Genomic DNA, 17,607 nt, shown 5'->3' on the forward strand with positions numbered 1-17,607 from the left:
CTTGAGTGGACTCTGGGGAAATGACGGGGGAAATGATCGAACCCGACATCAAAAAAAAACATTTCTTTTACGTGACTTTTATTGGTCTTATTCGTGACGATGATCCGATCATTTCTTGTGGCAAGCCGCACTGAAACCGCTCGATCGCCCGATGTTGAAACGAGAACGTCACAAAGTCCCTTTAGCGCGCCTAGACGACCCGGCGGATATCGCATGCCCGTTTTGCTGCCCCAGATTGATCAGTCGCCAGGCGAACTTCCGGAGCAGGAGTGGGACAAGGTTTCCAGCGTGCTGACGCGGTACGTTCGCGCCCGCACCAGAAATCCGGTCATTGTGGAGGACGTGGTGCAGGAGACGCTCACCCGGCTGATCCAGCAACTGCAGGTTCAAAAGCCGGTCAGCATCTTTGCCCTGGGATTCCGCATTGCCGGCAATCTGCTGGTCGATCAGCATCGGCAGGAGAAGCGATTGACCGGGGAGCCGGAACAGGAACTAGTCAGTCAGGCACCCCTTCCCGACCGCGTCATCTCTGCCCGGCAGGAACTGGTCGTGCTGTCCGAAGCGCTCGCCGCCATGCCGCCGCTGCGGCGTGAGGTCGTTGTCAGACGCCGGCTCGACGGGCAGAGTTGCGCTGCCATTGCAAAGGACCTGGATTTGAGCCTCAAGGCTGTGGAGAAGCATATTACCCGTGGCCTGGCCGATCTGCACAAGGCGATCGCGCTGAGCCGCGACGCCGAAGCCGCGAACCCATGAAGCGCGAACCCGATCCTCGAGAGGAGGCCGCGTCCTGGGTCCACCGGCTCGATCAACCTGCGATCGATGCGTCTTTGGGGCCAAAGTTCGACCGATGGCTGGCCGCTTCGGACGGCAATGCCGACACGTTCGCCGACGTACAGGCGCTATGGGAATCCGACACGCTCAAACAGGCGCTGCGAGAGTCCTCCGAAGCGACCACGAGCACCGTAGTTGCAGCACCGCGCGGCGACCTCTCGCGGTTCAGATTCCGGGCTTCGGCGATCGCCGCCGCTGCCTGCGCGGTTTTAGTCGTCGCGACGGTCCTCATTTCCGACCTGTCCTTTGCAACCTATCAGGCTGGCGTGGGCGAAGATCGCGCGATAGTCCTGGCGGATGGATCGCGTGTCGACCTGAGTGGGGGCAGCAAACTGCGCGTGCAGATCCTGCCGTGGCAACGCACCGCCACGCTCGAGCGGGGAGAGGCATTTTTCAACATCCAGCATGAACCATCGCGCGCGTTCCGCGTGCACAGCGGAAACACGTCGGTGCGGGTGCTCGGAACCGCGTTCAACGTCGATCGTCAAAGCGCCACCCGAACAACGGTCGAGGTGTATCGCGGCGCGGTCGAGGTGGATATCGGCGGCACCCGCCAGATGGTGCTGCGCAAGGGCGAGCAGACTCGCGTCGCCGAAGGCAGCGTCATTCTGCGGTCGCACAGCACACGCCAGGCTCCCGATTGGAAATCCGGATGGTTTGAAGCGGACAATGTGCCGCTGGAAGTGCTCATCACCAAGGTCCAGCGCTATTCCAGCCGGCCAATCGTGTTCGGCAATGACGAACTCGCAGCACGGCCAATCAGCGGGCGCTTCCAGGTTTCGGACCCCGCGCGGGTGCTGACGGCAATTCGTCAGGCCTATGGCGTTAAGGTGCAATCTCGCGGCGAGCAGATCCGCATCTCGTCCGAACCAACGGAATCGACAAGGCCGTAATGCCCGATTGTCGGGTGTGACGCCATTGTGCCGTCTTACTCCTGAATCCTGATGGGCCGGAGAAGTGATGCTGCAGCAAAATCGTCGCAACCTCGTGAAATCCGCTCTCGCGATGACGTTGCTGGGCGGTGGAGTTCCACAAGGTCTCGCGCGTCCAGTTTTCACGCGGTATCCCTTCACGCTCGGCATTGCTGCGGGCGATCCGGCGCAGGATGGGTTCGTCATCTGGACGCGGCTGGCGCCTGATCCTCAGACCCCCGGTGGCGGCATGCCTCCAGCGGATGTGGCCATACGGTGGGAAGTGTCGGAGGATCCGGACTTCCGGAAAGTGGCGCGGGCCGGTACTGCGCTTGCCGAAGCACGCCTGGCGCACTCTGTGCACGTTGAGGTTGAGGGGCTTCTGCCGCGCCGTCCTTATTGGTACCGGTTCCTGGTGCACGGCGCGGGCACGAGCCCCATTGGCATGGCACGCACCGCGCCGGGACGGGGCATGCCGGTGGACCAGGTTCGGCTGGTCATGGCGGGCTGCCAGAACTTCGAGATGGGCTACTACACCGCCTTCGCGCGTCTCGCGCAGGAGCCAAATGTCGATGCCGTCTATCACTATGGCGACTATCTGTACGAGATGGGGATCCAAAAGGCCGCCAGTCCGCGGAAACACCTGACCGGCGAATTGTACACGCTGGACGATTATCGTCGGCGCTACGCCCAGTACAAGGCGGACCCCGATCTCCAGGCGGCGCATGCGGCCGCGGCATTCATCTTGTCGTTCGACGATCACGAGATCGACGACAATTGGGCAGCCAAGTTCGACAAGGATGGCAGCCCGGCCGAAGTGTTCGCCATCCGCAAGGCCGCCGCGCTCCAAGCCTGGTACGAGCATATGCCTGTCCGTCGGGCGTTGATGCCCGGTTCGAACGGCGTACGAATGTACCGTCGCCTCGATTATGGATCGCTCGTCCGCGTGCACGTCCTCGACACTCGATCCTATCGGAGCGATCAGGCATGTGAGCGGCCGGGCCTCAGTCGCGCGGAGATCGAGCGCTGCTACCCTGTCGATCGACCAGATCGGACCATATTGGGCGCCGCGCAGGAGCGCTGGCTGGACGAAGGGTTGTCTAACCAAGCGCGCTGGAACTTCCTGGCGCAGCAAGTGATGGTGATGCCACATGATTCGCGCCGAGATGGCGCGACATCTCCTGTCGCCAGTGCCGACAATTGGAACGGCTATTCCTACGCCCGCCAGCGGCTGGTGGATTCCATTCGCCGGAAGGGGCTGACGAACGTCGTGATCGGCAGCGGCGATGCGCACCAGAACTATGTCGGCGTGGTGCCGTTAGAAATCGAGGATCTAGAAGGTCCGGCGATTGCAACGGAATTTCTCGCCACCTCGATCAGTTCGGGCGGTACGGGTGGCTTGCGTCTTCCCGACGAGCAGGACGGGCTTTTTCACAACCCCCATATGAAGCTCCTCAACAATCAGCGCGGCTATCACCTGTTCACGATATCGCCAGATCGTTGGCAGACGGAGATCAAGGTGATCGACCAAGTTGATCGACCCAATGGCAACCTGAGCACGCTGGCAGCATTCCTGACGCATCCGGGGCGGCCCGGTGCCGAAGCGGTGTAACATCGACGGCTGTGCTGTTAGCGCGGCCGGCTGGCACGATTGTGTCACATACCCGTGATAATCCACGCTGGGCATTTCGGCCCGCCGGTCCGCCCCACTTACCGGAGTGCGCCATGTTCTTGCTGCTTGCTTTGCCAGCGATCGTTGCGTCCGAAGCGCCGTTGCGCATCAACGACCTGACGATGATCGGCACGCATAACAGCTACAAGCTGGCAATGCCCGACACGCGGATGGCGCAGCTGCGCGCCGTCGATCCGGCCAGCGCCGATGCGCTCGACTATGCCCATCGCCCGATCGTCGAACAGCTCGACGCCGGTGCACGCCAGCTCGAGCTCGACATCTGGTACGATCCGCGCGGCGGACTCTATGCCGACGGGTCGGACGACCCGGCGATGCAGCGCCCGGGATTCAAGGTCCAGCATATGGCCGGGTTCGACAACCGCTCGACCTGCCTGACATTGGTCGCATGCCTGACGATCATTCGCGACTGGTCGAACGCACATCCCGGGCATGTCCCGATCCTGCTGATGTTCAACACCAACGACAATGAGCGCTTCCTCAAAGGCGAACCCTATACCGAAGCCGCCTATGACGCGCTCGACGCCGAGGTCCGCTCAGTCCTTTCACCCGCCAAGCTGATCGTGCCCGACGATGTCCAGGGGGGTTACCCCACGTTGCGCGACGCGGTACTCGCGAACAACTGGCCGACACTGGCGGCATCGCGGGGCAAATTCCTGTTCGCGCTCGACCAAGGGCCGGCCAAGGTCGCGCTGTATCGCGGCCAGCGCCGCTCGCTTGAAGGTCGGGTCTTCTTCGTCAATACGGATGAGGACTCGCCCGCTGCTGCCTATCTGACGCTCAACGATCCCGTGGGGCAGGCCGATCGCATTGCCCGCGCGGTGAAGGCGAATTTCATCGTCCGCACCCGCGCCGATGTCGCCACCCGCGAAGCGCGCACCAACGATACCCGCCTGCGCGACGCCGCGCTGCGCAGCGGCGCGCATTACATCTCGACCGATTATCTGTGGTCTGACCGCCGCTTTACCGGCGGCTATCGCGTGCGACTGCCCGACGGCGCCGTCGCGCTTTGCAATCCGGTGCGCCGACCGCAAGGATGCGACGACGCGACTACTGAACCCGTCAACCGCTGACCTGGAATTCCCGTTTGCCGCCTTGCTGGACCTCACGGCGCCGAGCGCGCTGGCGCAGGACGCTGCGCCCGATTTGGCGCGTGGCGCGCGCGGCGACATTCGCGAGCCCCCCGGTGCGCGCCGGGTCGAGGGCCATGCGTAGAACATATCCCAAACTCGCCGCCAAGGCCAAGGTGCACAACGCCATCCTGCAGATCGGCGACGGAATGAGCGATTGCGAAATCACCGTCGTGCGCAACTATGCAGAAGGAGCCTGGGGCTGTTTCAAGGGCATCGGCGCACTGCCCTTCACCGACCAGATCACCCAATATTCGCTTCCCGATTATCTGCGCCGCCCCGGCACCGTGGCGGGCCATGCGTGGTTTCCCACCGGCCCCTTTTCTGCAAAGCGCGACAATCGCCGCGACGAACCCGCTTTTGGCCTTGAGCTTGCGGGTCAATCTCCATTCCGCCTCGCGAATGGGTCCATCGTGTTTGAGATGGCTTGCACGGGTCGCGCTGCCAGGATGACCCGGCCCGCAGGGATGCGTCCATGCCGGAAGCGGGGTCGGTTCCATCGCCCATGTTGATGTTATGCCGACGCTGGCGGCGATCACCGGGGCCAGGCTGCGCGGCCCGGTTATGGACAGGATGTGTCGGCTGCGCTCAGGAACCGCAAGCCCCTGCCCGCGCACGCCTGAGGCGTCGCTCGGGCGTGGCGGATCGGTCATTTGTGGACATTGGAAACTGGTCGGCGACCAGTTGCTTGATCTTGATGTTGATCCCTCTGAATAGACCGACCTCGCCGCCGCCAATCCGGAGATTGTCAAGCGGCTGACCGCCTAGGTCGAGCGCTTTTCCGCGATGCGGCAGGTTCCTCGGAACCGGATCAATGCCACGCCTCTCCCGCCGGTGAAGCAGTGGCAAATCCCGGATGCGCCATCTGCTCCACCAGCGGCCGATTGAGCCGCTGGCGGCGATCTAGTCGCGCGCCATTCGGCGAAAATCGTCGATCCAGGCGTAGTTGAACGCGGTGGTGCCGTCAGGATTGGGCCGCACTGTTCGCCCCGCATAGACGCTGTTGATCAGCCATGGCGTGGATTTCGGCCCGAAATTCGTCGTCATCGAGCGCCCCTGCTTGAAGCCGTAGGTCGCGACGGCAAGGCGACCGGTATCGCGGAAAATCTTCATCTGGTTCGCCAAATAATGCTTCCTGTTCTCAAACCACGGGCTCATCTTCAGGAAATCGTCCCATTGCGCTTTCGGGAACGGGGTCTCCAGGGCGGCCTTGATGATCTGCCAGTTCTGCGCGGTGCGCGGCGCCTGATATTTGTCGGCAAAGGCGGTCGCGACCGGCTTGTCGAGATTCTGCTGCCACCAGCCGACCAGCGAGAATTCGGTGGCGATGAACTTTTGCTCAGGCCGCATGCGCGCGAAGATATAGTCGAGGAACGGCCTGGACAGCTCGATGCTCGGCACGTGCGGGTGGATGTTGACCCCGTCGATCTCGGGCGTCGCCTTGACGAACGCCATCCAGCGTTCGGTCGATGGCGTGCGGTTCTTCTTGAGGTCCATACGATTGAGCGCGCCCATATAGAGGCGCGTCTTGCAGTCGCCGCCGCAATTGGCATTGCGATAGGCGACGATCCGCTTTGCCAGCGCCTCGTAGAAGACGTTGAGGTCGAGGTCGCGGTCCTGTTCGCGGGTTTCGAAATAGGGTTCGTTGCCGATCACGAGGATGTCGACCTTGCCCATCACCAGCGGCAACACCGCGTCCAGCCGTGCCACTTCGCGGTTGAAGGCTGCGCTGTCCGGCTTGGGAAAGTCGCTGCGGGTGTACGGCCATTTGAGCGTGAAGATCGTCTTGTAGCCGCGCGCGCCGGCCGCGAGCGTTGTCTTCACCGCGCCATGTTCGGCGGGAGGCGCACGATCGACCTGCGGCATCGGCAGGAACAGGCGAATCCATTTCGCTCCCGCTGCGTCGAGTTCGCGATAGTCGACGTCCTCATAATGCTCGTTGAAATTGGCGCCCAATGCGCCCTGCGCCAGCGCCGGCGTGCTCATAGCAGTGATTGCGGCACCCGCCGCCAGAAGCATCCGCATATCGTTACTCTCCCCAGGCGATGGCCCGTCTGCACGAGCGCCCCGACTAATGTTTGACACATATCACAATAATACGATAATTAGTGCATGGCCAGCGTTTAACTGCGGCACAGGGAGCGGCTATGACGGCGCAACGGGTTTCGCGACGCAAGGCAATCGGGCTGGCGGCCGCGCTGCTTGCGACGGCCCTCGGCTCGGGAACCGCGCTAGCTGGCCCCCAGGAGACGACCGCTCGCCCCGCCCAAACCGCGCCGCAGCGCCCCCCGACAAAGCCCAATATCCTCTTCGTGCTGGTCGACGACATGGGATATGGCGACCTGTCGATCACGGGTAACCGCCTCGTCGCGACGCCGCATATCGATGCGCTCGCGCGCGACGGGCTGATGATGACCCAGTTCTACGACGCCTCGCCGATCTGCTCCCCATCGCGCGCCGGCTTCATGACCGGGCGCTTCCCGGCCCGCGACCGGTTCGTCACCTTTGTCGACGGTCGACGTCGCAATGCCGCGTTCAACCAGGCCGACTGGCTCGATCCCAAATTGCCGACCCTGCCGCGCACGCTGCAACAGGTGGGGTACGCGACTGGGCAGTTCGGCAAATGGCATTTGGGTGGGGGGCGCGACATAGGCGATGCGCCACTGCCGACCGCCTATGGGTTCGATGAAAGCTATGTGCAGTGGGAGGGCCTTGGCCCCCGCGTGCTGCCCACCGATCTGACCAACAAGCTTGGCGAGCAGAGCGCGGCTCTGGGCAAGGGGCCGATCGACTGGCTGCCCCGCGCCCAGCTTACCGCGCGGTTCATTGACAAGACGCTCGATTTCGTTCGCCGCAGCAAGGACAAGTCCTGGTTTGCGCAGCTTTGGCTGACCGACATGCACTCGCCCTGGGTGCCCAGCGCCGAGCAGCTTGCGGCGACCAAGGGCAAGGGGCGCAACCCGCGCGAGGACAATTTCCTTGCGGTACTGGTCGCGATGGATGCCGAGATCGGTCGGCTGGTCGAGGGGCTTCGCGCGGCGGGCGAACTGGACGACACGTTGATCGTCTTCACATCGGACAACGGCCCGACGATCGGCGCCAATGCTCCCGGTTCGGCCGGTCCGTATCGCGGGCGCAAGGCGAGCCTGTACGAAGGCGGGGTGCGCCAGCCACTGATCATACGCTGGCCGGGTCAGGTGCCTGCGGGACGCCGCGATGCCGATAGCGTGGTGCAAGCGGTCGACCTGCTGCCGACGATGGCCGCGATAACCGGCGCGCGCAACCCAAGCGGAATCGACGGGATCGACGTCTCCGCCGCCTGGCGCGGCAAGCCGATCACGTCGCGACCCGACCTTTACAGTCATATCGCGCGCGCGGGGGGTGAGGCGTTCGGACCGCTTTATGCAATCCGCTCCGGCCCGTGGAAACTGCTGATGAATGTCGATGGCAGCGCGGCCGAGCTCTACAATATCGAGCAGGATCCGGGCGAGCAGCGCGACCGCAAGGCCGATTCACCCTCTGTGTTCAAGGACTTGTCGCGCAGGCTGGCAAGCTGGATCGCCACCCTTCCGCCACCGGCCACGCCGCGGCCCAGGCGCTGAACCCGGGCGGCACAAACCAAAGTTCATCGTGCGAGCCGAACTTCTTGATTAGTATGATAATTCGGATATATGCATCCGAATAAATTTCCTGGGGAGGATATAAATGAGAATTTCTATTATTCTTGCGTGCACGACGTCGGCGCTCGCGCTTGTTGCGATTCCGACCGGCGCGATGGCGCAGGACGAAACCGTCACCGTCGACAGCGCGCCCGAAGACCCTTCCGAACAGGAAGAGATCGTCATCACCGCGATCCAGCGCAGCCTTGAAACGTCGCAGGCGATCAAACAGGATTCCGACCAGATCGTCGATTCGATCGTTGCGGAGGATATCGGCAAGCTGCCCGACGTGACCGCGACGGAATCGCTCGCGCGTATCACCGGCGTGCAGGTTGACTTCGCGAATGGTACGGCGGCCGGCACCCGCGTACGCGGCCTCCCCGATATCACGACCACCTATAACGGCCGCGAATTGTTCACCGGTCAGGGACGCGCAGTCGCGCTTCAGGATTTCCCGTCGAGCAGCATCGCGCGGCTCGACGTGTACAAGTCAGGAAGCGCAAACTTGCTCGAGCCCGGCATTGCCGGCCTGATCGACGTCCGCGCGCGCAAGCCGCTCGACTTCAAGGGCGATCGCATTGCGGGCGGCATCAGCGGCGTGCACTGGCGCCAGTCGCAGAAGCTGGGCGTCGATGCAAACCTGCTCATCAGCAAGCGCTGGGACACCGGGATCGGCGACATCGGTTTCCTGATCGAGGGGTCCTACACCGATATAAAGTTCCTCGATTCCTCACGCAACGTCAGCCAGCAGATCCTGAGCCGCAACGTCGCCGGGCTGGGCACGATCCGTTATCCCTCGTTCGTCAACATCAACTATAATTCGGCCGATCGTTACCGCCCCTCGGTCGCAACGGCGCTGCAATGGCGTCCCAGCACCGAGCTGGAATTCTATGCCGATTTCCTGTTTCAGGGTTATCGGAACACCGGCTTTGGCAGCAACTTCCAGGTTAATTCCGGGCAACAGGCGAACCTGACCGACATCGTTTTGATTCCCGGCACGAACCAGGTCAAAAGCATGACGGCGGCAGCCGGCGCATTCCCGACCGGCGTTCAGCGCGCGATCGATGCATGGACGGATACCTATCAGGCAGGTGTCGGCTTCATTTGGAGGCGTGACGGGCTGCGCATCACCGGGGATGTCGCATTCACCGATTCGACGTTCACCCAGGACGCGCTGAATTTCAATTTTAGCGGCATCGTTCCGCAAGCGACCCGTACGTTCGACTTTGATACGGACCAGGGTGTCGGCGGCGGCACCACCGTCGTGACCGACGTCAATCTGAGCGACCCTTCCCGCTATCGCATGACGGGTTTGGGTCAGAATGGTTCGCGCGCTCATGGCCGCGACTGGCAGGGACGCCTGGATCTCGACTATCGTTTCGGCCCCCGCGGCCTCACCAATGTGCAGGCGGGCGTTCGCTTCAACACCCGTGATTTCGATCAGTCGAACTACAGCGAAAGCGGCGTTGCGCCGGCGGGGCAGTTCTTCCCCCTGCTGCCGCTGGACTATACCAGCACTTCGCCCGGATTCCGCGGTGACGCGGTGGAGATCACGCGCACGTTCGTGACGCCGACGCCCGAAAGCCTGCGCGCCAATTTGGCGGCGCTTCGTGCCATCGCGGGCATGTCCGCAGAGCGGGCGCCACTTGAGGAAGTCTATTTCGGTAAAGAAAAGACCTATGCCGGCTATCTGCAAGGCCGCTACGCCTTTGATCTGGGCAGCATGACCCTCGACGGTCTGGTCGGGCTGCGCGCCGTGCGGACCGAAAACGAGATCAACGGGTTCGATCGGGTCACAACTGGCGGCGTGACCACGGTGGTCCCGGTATCGAACAGCAACAGCTATACCGATTTCCTGCCCAATATCAGCGCACGGTTGCGCATCACGCCCAAGCTGCAGCTTCGCCTTGCCTATACGGAGACTCGGACACGTCCCGGTTTTGGCGATCTCAACCCGTCGCTGACGATCGGTGCGCCTTCCACCACGTGTAACACCGATCCGAACGATCCGGATTGCGTTCGCGTGTCGAACGGCGGCAACTCCGATCTCGACCCGATCCGGTCGCACAATTATGATGCGTCGCTGGAATGGTATTTCACGCGCAGTGGATCGCTGACGTTCGGCGTGTTCAACCGTGATGTCACCGGTTTTATCTCGGACTTCACCACGGACGTCGAGGATGCCGAATTCGGCCGCTTGCGCGTCACCCGTCCGTTCAACGGCGGTGAGGGTCGATTGCGGGGCTTGGAGGCAGCGTTCCGCTCGTTCCTGCGGTTCCCGGGCGTGCCCGACTGGGCCCGTAATTTCGGCGTTCTCGCCAACTACACCTATATCGATCATGAATCGGAACTGCCACAGGCATTGGCGGAGACGCTGCCCGGCAAGCAGCGGCTTGCCGGCGTGTCCAACCACATCGCCAATGCCGGCATTTTTTACGACAGCCGCTTCTTTTCGGCGCGCGCATCGTACAATTACCGGTCGGACTATGTGGTCGAATATAATCGCGTGAACGATCCCGCGCTTGGCAATGCCGTGCTCGGCCCGACGCTGCCGATCATCGAGGACGGGCGTGGCACGCTGGATATCAATGCCACGCTCGAGCCGACCCGGAATGTCACGCTGGCGTTCAGCGTCGCCAATGTGCTGGGCGCCGCAGCAACGAACCAACGCCAGTTCAATACCGAAGGGCAGATCTATCCCTGGCAGACCCGATTCCTGGAGACGGTCTATCGCGTAGGTGTCCGCTTCCGCTTCTGACCTTCGCCAGGCCCCACCTGACAGACAAGCCCGCCATCGTCCGACGACGTTGGCGGGCTTTTCGTTGCGGTACGGTGTCAGGCAGCGAAGACCATCGGACGTCGCGACATTTTGCGACACATGTCCGCTTGCGCGCCAATTCTGAACTTATTTATATGATCATATTGCAGTTTGGAGAGCATTGATGGTCGCACGTCGCAACTTTATGAGAACCATCGCGGTCGCTCTGGCGGGCTCGATGCTGTCGAGCATGGCCGGCGCCGCGCCGATGCCACAGGCGCCGGGCAAGGACCGGCCTAACATCGTCGTCATCCTGGTCGATGACATGGGCTTTTCCGACTTCAGCAGCTATGGCGGCGAAATTCCCACCCCGAACATCGACGCGCTCGCGGACAATGGGCTGCGGTTCACCCAATTCTACAACAATGCGCGATGCAGCCCGACGCGTGCAGCATTGCTGACCGGGCTAAACCCGCATCAAGCCGGGATGGGCTATCTGTCGGGCAAGGTCGAGCCGGAGTCACGCGGCACATTCGGACGGCTGCACGAACGCAGCGTCACGATCGCGCAGCTGCTGCGCGGCTCGGGCTATATGACCGCGATGACCGGCAAATGGCATCTGGGCAACCGGCCCGGCACGACCGCGGCAACCCGTGGCTTCGACCGGTCGCTTTCGGCAGTCGCGGGTGGCATCTATTTCCCCGACCAGACATTCGGAACACGCGGCGGCAGGCGCTTTTTACTGCGCGATGGCGAGCGCATCGAGCTCAACGATCCTTCCCTGGGCAAGGACTGGTACGGCACCGATTTGTGGACCGATGAAGGCATCCGCTACATCGACGAAGCGCGGGAGGAGAAGAAGCCGTTCTTCCTCTACCTCGCCCATGTCGCCCCGCACTTCCCGCTGATGGCGCCCCAGGCGGACATCGAGCGCTTCGTCGGCAACTATCGCGAAGGCTGGACCAAGCTGCGCGCCGCGCGCTTCAAGCGCCAACAGGAAATGGGGCTGATCGGCCCGAACACCGGCCTTGGCGAAGTACCCGAGGCCGCAGACGATTGGGACGCGCTTTCCGAGGCGGACAAGACCCGGTTCGACCGGATGATGGCGGTCTATGCCGCGACGATCAGCCGCGTCGACCAGTCGGTCGGTCGCCTGACGGCGCACCTCAAGGCAACGGGTCAGTTCGACAACACGCTGATCCTGATCATGTCGGACAATGGCGGGAATGCCGAATCCGGCCCGCGCGGCCGCACCGGTGCCGCGCCATGGGGTGGCCCGTCGAGCGATACCTGGGCGGGCATGAACTGGGCGGTGCTTCAGAACACCCCCTTCCGGTCGTTCAAGCATTTTACCCATGAGGGCGGCATCGCCACGCCGCTCATCGCACATTGGCCGGCGGGGATCGCGGCGAACCTTCGCGGGCGGCTGGAGCGGACCCCGGCGCATGTGATCGACATCATGCCGACGCTGCTGGAACTCACCGGCACCCGCTATCCCGAGACGTTCGCGGGCCATGCGATCCTGCCCTATGAAGGCACGACGCTCGCCCCCCTGCTGCGCGGCAACCCGGCAAAGCGCGACAAGCCGATCTTCTGGGCGCATGAAGGCAATAACGCGGTCCGCGACGGCCAGTGGAAGGCAGTCAAACGGCTGGGCTATTCATGGCAGCTGTTCGACATGAGCGCGGATCGCACCGAGCGGAACGATCTGGCCAAGGAGCAGCCCGCACGGCTGGCGGCGATGTCGAGCACTTGGGACCAGTGGGCCGAGCGCACCTATGTCGATCCATGGACCGACGAGCCGCGGCGCACCGACTGGGGCGCGCCGATCGGTGGAGGCGCTCAGGCCGAGGACCGTCCGCGCAGGCCGCGCCGACGCCGCCGGAACTGAAACCGGGATCAAAAAGGGCGTTGCCGACCGCGTCGGCAACGCCCTTTTTTACACGATCGAGACGGCCGCGGGCCGCGGATTCAGTCGCGTACCGCGTCGATCCGCGGCACACCGATCGACGCGGGATCGCCGATGTCGATCGGCACCAGCCCGAACTGCATCCGCCACGGCGCGGTCGGATCATTGCCGAACATCGTGTACCAGTAGTTGCCCTGTTTGTCCTTGAACGCCGTGCCATGGCCGCCATGCGGGGCACCCATGCGTCGCTGGCTATAAGGCCCGAACAACGTCTTCGACGTGCCATACATCATGTCGTATGTGCCGTGTGTACGGAGTGGACCATGCCACTCCGCGCCGGTCAAAAAGTACACGCCGTTGACCTTGATCAAGCCGTTGCCCTCATAGCCGACATGATCGCCATCGGCATCGACCAATGTCCGCACTGGTCCGTCGAACCCGTCGCGCTTGGCATTCAACTTGCCGATGCTGCCGCCGCCCCACAGGAAATAGAGGCCGTCGTCATCCTCGAACGGGAAGCCGTCGATGCCCTTCACGAAATAGCTTTTCGTGACATTCTCATACGGCCCGTCGGGCTTGCCGCTGGTCGAGCGGTAGAGCCAGGTCTTGCCCCCCACCCCGCGCTCCATGACCGAGAAGGCGAGGTAATAGGTCTTGTCGCGCTCAACCCATTTGATCTCGGGTGCCCAGAGTTCGGCGATATTGTCGCCGAAATCATAGCCCAAACCTTCCCATTTCCAGATGAAGCCGGCGTCGTCCCATGTCTTGAGATCGGCCGAACGCCACAGTTTCACCCCGCCCTCCGGCCGGTGATAGCCATAGCCGTCGAGCGTGCCGACCAGATAGTAATAGCCATCGCCGCCCAGCGTCACCGACGGGTCGCGCATCGACTCGGTCGTCACCAGCGGCTTGCGAGCCGCAACGGCGCTGTCTTCAGTAATGACCGATGCCGCCTGACGCAGTCGCCCGTCCGGCGCGCGTTCGAGCGGGGCGAGACCGACCTGCTCACAGAACAGCGCGAAGCCATCATCGCATTTGGGGTTATAGACTGCGGCAAGTTTGCCATCGTCCATCCGCACCAGCGATCCGCGCCCGGCATGCGGCACCGCAAGCGCGCGCATCGTGAATGGGCCATAGGGGGTCGGTGCTTCGGCGACGAACAGATCCTCGGTCGCGGTGCGCATTCGGCCGGTGGTTTCGCTGGCGACGAGGATGTATTTGTCGCCGTCGCGCGTCATCGTCGCGCCGCGCGTGCCGATACGGGTGCGCACCGGCCAGTCCTTGCCCACCGGCGGATGCTTGGCGAACAGTGTCTGGTCGGGCTTGAGGAAGCGGGGCGCTTCGGCGATCTTCTGGAAGCCCGGCACAAGCCGCGCGATCATGCCCCCGCCCCACACCAGATAACCCTTGCCGTCATTGTCGATGAACAGCGACACGTCGCTTGCGTCCTCCACAAGACATGGCGAGGCCGCAAAGGCGCCGCCCGGCGTCGCGGCACTGCCAATGGCGATTCGCGCGCAGCCGGTCTTGTCGGAGAATGCCAGATAAAGCGCGTCGCCCGCCACCGTCACCGACGGCGCGAGATAGCGTTCGGACACATCGCCCACCTTGATGCCGTTACCCGAAATCTTGGCCGGACCGACCCGTGTCCAGGTCTTTGCATCGGCGGAACGCCAAAGTTCGACGCCATGGCGCGCGCCAGTGCGCAGGCTGGTACCGGTGAGGATCCACCCGCCCCCCGGCAACCGCGCGACCGACGCGTCGCCGATCGGGCGTTCTGCGAAGATCGCGGCGACGGGCTTCGCATCTGCGGCCGGCATCACCGTCGCATTCTGGTCCATCGATGGATGGTCGGCGAAAATATCGTCGGCCACCGCCTTTTTGAGTGGCTGGACCTGCGCAGCGACCGGAATCGCGGCGAACGCAGCGAGGGCGAGGCCGGACAGCAGAGCCGGTTTCGTCATACACATCATTTGTTCTGCAATCTCTTGAACTGGTCGAACCACATATAATTGGGCGCGGCGGTCCCATCGGCTTCCGGGCGAATGGTACGGCCGGCGAACACGCTGTTGAGCAGCCAGGGCGTCTTGTCCGGCCCCCATTTCGCGGACATCGAGCTGCCCTGCTTGAACCCATAGGTCGCGACCGCGAGGCGACCGGTTTCGCGGAAGATCTTCATCTGGTTCGCGAGATAGAATTTCCGGTTCTCGAACCACGGGCTCATCTTGAGATATTCGTCCCACTGCGCCTTGGGGAATGGAGTCTCCAGCGCGGCCTTGATGATCTGCCAGTTCTGCGCGGTGCGCGGTGCCTGATATTTGTCGGCAAAGGCCGGCGCGACCGGCTTCTTCATATTCTGCTGCCACCACCAGATCAGCGAGAATTCGGTGACGATGAATTTCTGTTCCGGGCGCATGCGCGGCAGGACATAGTCGAGAAACGCTTTCGATTGCTCGATCGCGCCAAGGTGCGGGTGAATGGTGACTCCGGCGAGTTCCGGCGTTTCCTTGACGAAGGCCATCCAGCGCTCAGTCGTCGCGGTGCGCCACTTCGGATTGTTGAGCTTGTTCATCGCGCCCATGTACAGCGCCGTTGCACATTGGGCGCCGCAATGCTGGTTCCGATAGGCGATGACCCGCTTCGCCAGCCCTTCGTAAAAGGCGTTGAAATTGGGATTCCAGTCCTGCTGGCGGCTTTCGATGAAGGGCTCGTTACCGATCACCAATATGTCGACCTTGCCCATGACCAGCGGCAACACGGCATCGGTGCGCGCGAGCTGGCGCTGATATTCCTCGCCCCCGGCCTTTGGAAACGGCACGCGATTATAGGGATATTTTAGCGTCAGGATCGTCTTGTAGCCGCGGGCCTTGGCCTCCAGGATCGTCTTGACCGCACCATGCTCCGCAGCGGGCTGACGGTCGAGCTGGGGCATGGGCAGGAAGATGCGGACCCATTTCGCGCCCGCTTTTTCAAGCTCGCGATAGTCCACATCCTCATAATGCTCGTTATAGTTGGCGCCGAGCGCCCCCTGCGCCAGTGCCGGGCCCGACAGGCCGATCAGCGCAGCGGCCGCCGCGAGAAACAATCGCATGAGTCTCTCCCCTTTCATCTTTGTCTAGTTGCGCGCGCGCGCTTCGCGCTGCGCCTTGAGGTTCACCGACACCGGCTCGGGCTGGGCATCGAGCATCGCTTCGAGCCGCGCGCGAACCTTGGGCCGGGCGTCGGCGATGTTCTTCGTCTCGCCCGGATCGCCCTGCATATCGTACAGTTCATAGGCGCGCTGGCCGGTCGCCTCCTGCGTCCAGCGGATCAGGCGATAGCGGTCGGTGCGGATCGCCTGGCCGATGCGACCGGGGCGGTTGAAGGCGTGATAGGCATAGGACCGCACCCGCTTTGACGGATCACGCAGCACCGGCGTGAGGTCCGCGCCATCGATTGGCTGCATCTCAGTCGGCAATGCGACCCCGGCCAGCCTGGCGAGCGTCGGATAGACATCCACCGTCTCGGCCAACTGCCCCGGTGCGCGACCCGGCGTTCCCGTCCCCGGCCCTGCGAAGATCAGCGGAAGATGAACCGCCTGTTCGTAATTGGTGTGCTTGGTCCAAATGCCATGGTCGCCCAGATGAAATCCGTGATCGCCCCACAGCACGACGATGGTGTTGTCCGCCAATCCTTCGCGCTCCAGCGCGTCGAGCACCTTGCCGATCTGTGCATCGACATAGCTCACCCCGGCATAATAGCCGTGGATCAGCTTGCGCTTGAGCGACTCCGGAAACGCCTTGCCCGGAACCTGACCTTCGGGAACCGGCGTGTAGGCAGCGATCTCGCCGCCCAGTTTGTTGGCGAACGCAGGCGCACCGTCGGGCATCCGCTCGAAATCGGGCATCGGCAGCGCCGCCGGATCATACATGTCCCAGTAGCGCTTGGGCACCGAGAAGGGCAGATGCGGGCGCGCGAAGCCGACCGCGAGGAAGAAAGGCGACGCCGAGCCCTTCAGCTCCTTCAGCCGCTGAACCGCGCGCTTCGCCGTGCGCCCGTCGGCATAGGCATCGTCGGCCACATCGGGGCTTTCCCAGGCCGCGCCGCGGGCCAGCGTCGATGCGTATTTGAAGATTTCCTGATCGGCAGGAACCGGGAATTCGTTGAACAGCGCCTCTTCACGCGTCGATTTGCCCGCGTTGGCAGGATCGACATATTCGATCACATGGTCCTTGACCGGCGGTACTGACCAGCTTGCCCTATCGTCATAAGAGCCATGGCCGACATGGAAGACCTTGCCATAGCTTTCGGCGCGATAGCCCGCGCGCATGAACGCCTGGGGCAGTGTCACCGCGTCGGGCATATAATCGCGCAGGTTTTGCCCGAAATTGTAGATGCCAGTCGAGGTCGAACGGCGGCTGGTCATCAGGTTGATGCGGCTGGGTGCGCAGACGGCCTGGTTGGCATAGGCGCGCTCGAACCGCGTCCCGCGCGCTGCAAGCCGGTCGATATTTGGGCTAATCGCGGTGCGGTCGCCGAACGACCTCAAGCTCGGCTTGAGGTCGTCGACCAGAATCAGCAGGACGTTGGGGCGTTGCGCAGCGGGTGCAGGTGCGGTCCCCGGTGCGCTAGCCTGTGACGGACCGCTGACGGCGCCAGTCTGCGCGCACCCCGCCAACGCCGTGGCGGCCATCAGGGCCAGTGCCCGCTTCGCGATCCCGGATAAACGCACGTCAACAA

At 63.1% G+C, this 17,607-nt stretch carries 12 protein-coding genes; 8 read left to right on the plus strand and 4 right to left on the minus strand.

Annotated elements, in window-relative coordinates; translation table 11 throughout:
• Window positions 1-213 precede the first annotated feature (213 nt).
• The 5 genes from FPZ54_RS13610 to FPZ54_RS13630 all read left to right on the plus strand — a co-directional run bounded on the left by FPZ54_RS13610 (window position 214) and on the right by FPZ54_RS13630 (window position 5,074).
• A complete protein-coding gene (locus tag FPZ54_RS13610) occupies window positions 214-753 on the plus strand; it encodes an RNA polymerase sigma factor (protein ID WP_186456771.1) in 540 nt (179 codons plus the stop codon).
• Window positions 750-1,724, plus strand: coding sequence for a FecR family protein (locus FPZ54_RS13615; protein WP_145848041.1), 975 nt, complete (start codon window positions 750-752; stop codon window positions 1,722-1,724). Before FPZ54_RS13610 ends, FPZ54_RS13615 begins: the two co-directional genes overlap by 4 nt.
• Window positions 1,725-1,791: 67 nt before the next feature.
• Window positions 1,792-3,354, plus strand: a complete 1,563-nt coding sequence (locus FPZ54_RS13620) for an alkaline phosphatase D family protein (protein WP_145848043.1) — start codon at window positions 1,792-1,794, stop codon at window positions 3,352-3,354.
• A gap of 113 nt (window positions 3,355-3,467) precedes the next feature.
• A complete protein-coding gene (locus FPZ54_RS13625; protein WP_145848045.1) occupies window positions 3,468-4,505 on the plus strand; it encodes a phosphatidylinositol-specific phospholipase C1-like protein in 1,038 nt (345 codons plus the stop codon).
• A gap of 80 nt (window positions 4,506-4,585) precedes the next feature.
• The gene (locus tag FPZ54_RS13630) at window positions 4,586-5,074 is read left to right on the plus strand and encodes a hypothetical protein (protein ID WP_186457019.1); all 489 of its coding nucleotides are present in this window, start codon (window positions 4,586-4,588) and stop codon (window positions 5,072-5,074) included.
• 391 nt (window positions 5,075-5,465) lie between these two features.
• On the opposite strand, the gene FPZ54_RS13635 is transcribed toward FPZ54_RS13630, so the two are convergent.
• Window positions 5,466-6,587, minus strand: coding sequence for a hypothetical protein (locus FPZ54_RS13635; RefSeq protein WP_145848049.1), 1,122 nt, complete (start codon window positions 6,585-6,587; stop codon window positions 5,466-5,468).
• A 122-nt stretch (window positions 6,588-6,709) separates the two neighbouring features.
• Between FPZ54_RS13635 and FPZ54_RS13640 the strand changes: the two genes are divergently transcribed.
• From FPZ54_RS13640 to FPZ54_RS13650, 3 genes are all read left to right on the plus strand, one after another.
• Window positions 6,710-8,164, plus strand: coding sequence for a sulfatase family protein (locus FPZ54_RS13640; protein WP_145848051.1), 1,455 nt, complete (start codon window positions 6,710-6,712; stop codon window positions 8,162-8,164).
• Between the two features lie 103 nt (window positions 8,165-8,267).
• The gene (locus FPZ54_RS13645; RefSeq protein WP_145848053.1) at window positions 8,268-10,979 is read left to right on the plus strand and encodes a TonB-dependent receptor; all 2,712 of its coding nucleotides are present in this window, start codon (window positions 8,268-8,270) and stop codon (window positions 10,977-10,979) included.
• Between the two features lie 184 nt (window positions 10,980-11,163).
• Window positions 11,164-12,870 carry an arylsulfatase gene (locus FPZ54_RS13650; RefSeq protein WP_145848055.1) on the plus strand — a complete coding sequence of 569 codons (1,707 nt, stop codon included), beginning with the start codon at window positions 11,164-11,166 and terminating at the stop codon, window positions 12,868-12,870.
• An 80-nt stretch (window positions 12,871-12,950) separates the two neighbouring features.
• Here FPZ54_RS13650 and FPZ54_RS13655 read toward each other — a convergent pair whose 3' ends face one another.
• From FPZ54_RS13655 to FPZ54_RS13665, 3 genes are read right to left on the minus strand one after another with little or no spacing between them, the layout of a single operon-like run.
• Complete coding sequence (locus FPZ54_RS13655) at window positions 12,951-14,852, minus strand: family 43 glycosylhydrolase (protein WP_239019583.1); 1,902 nt, start codon at window positions 14,850-14,852, stop codon at window positions 12,951-12,953.
• Window positions 14,853-14,857: 5 nt separating this feature from the next.
• Window positions 14,858-15,979 carry a hypothetical protein gene (locus FPZ54_RS13660; RefSeq protein WP_222428310.1) on the minus strand — a complete coding sequence of 374 codons (1,122 nt, stop codon included), beginning with the start codon at window positions 15,977-15,979 and terminating at the stop codon, window positions 14,858-14,860.
• 24 nt (window positions 15,980-16,003) lie between these two features.
• Window positions 16,004-17,599: a sulfatase gene (locus tag FPZ54_RS13665; RefSeq protein ID WP_222428311.1), complete on the minus strand. Its 1,596-nt coding sequence runs from the start codon at window positions 17,597-17,599 to the stop codon at window positions 16,004-16,006.
• Between the last annotated feature and the right edge of the window lie 8 nt (window positions 17,600-17,607).

Origin of the sequence: Sphingomonas suaedae (assembly GCF_007833215.1) — a bacterium.
In the GTDB taxonomy this organism is placed as follows: domain Bacteria; phylum Pseudomonadota; class Alphaproteobacteria; order Sphingomonadales; family Sphingomonadaceae; genus Sphingomonas; species Sphingomonas suaedae.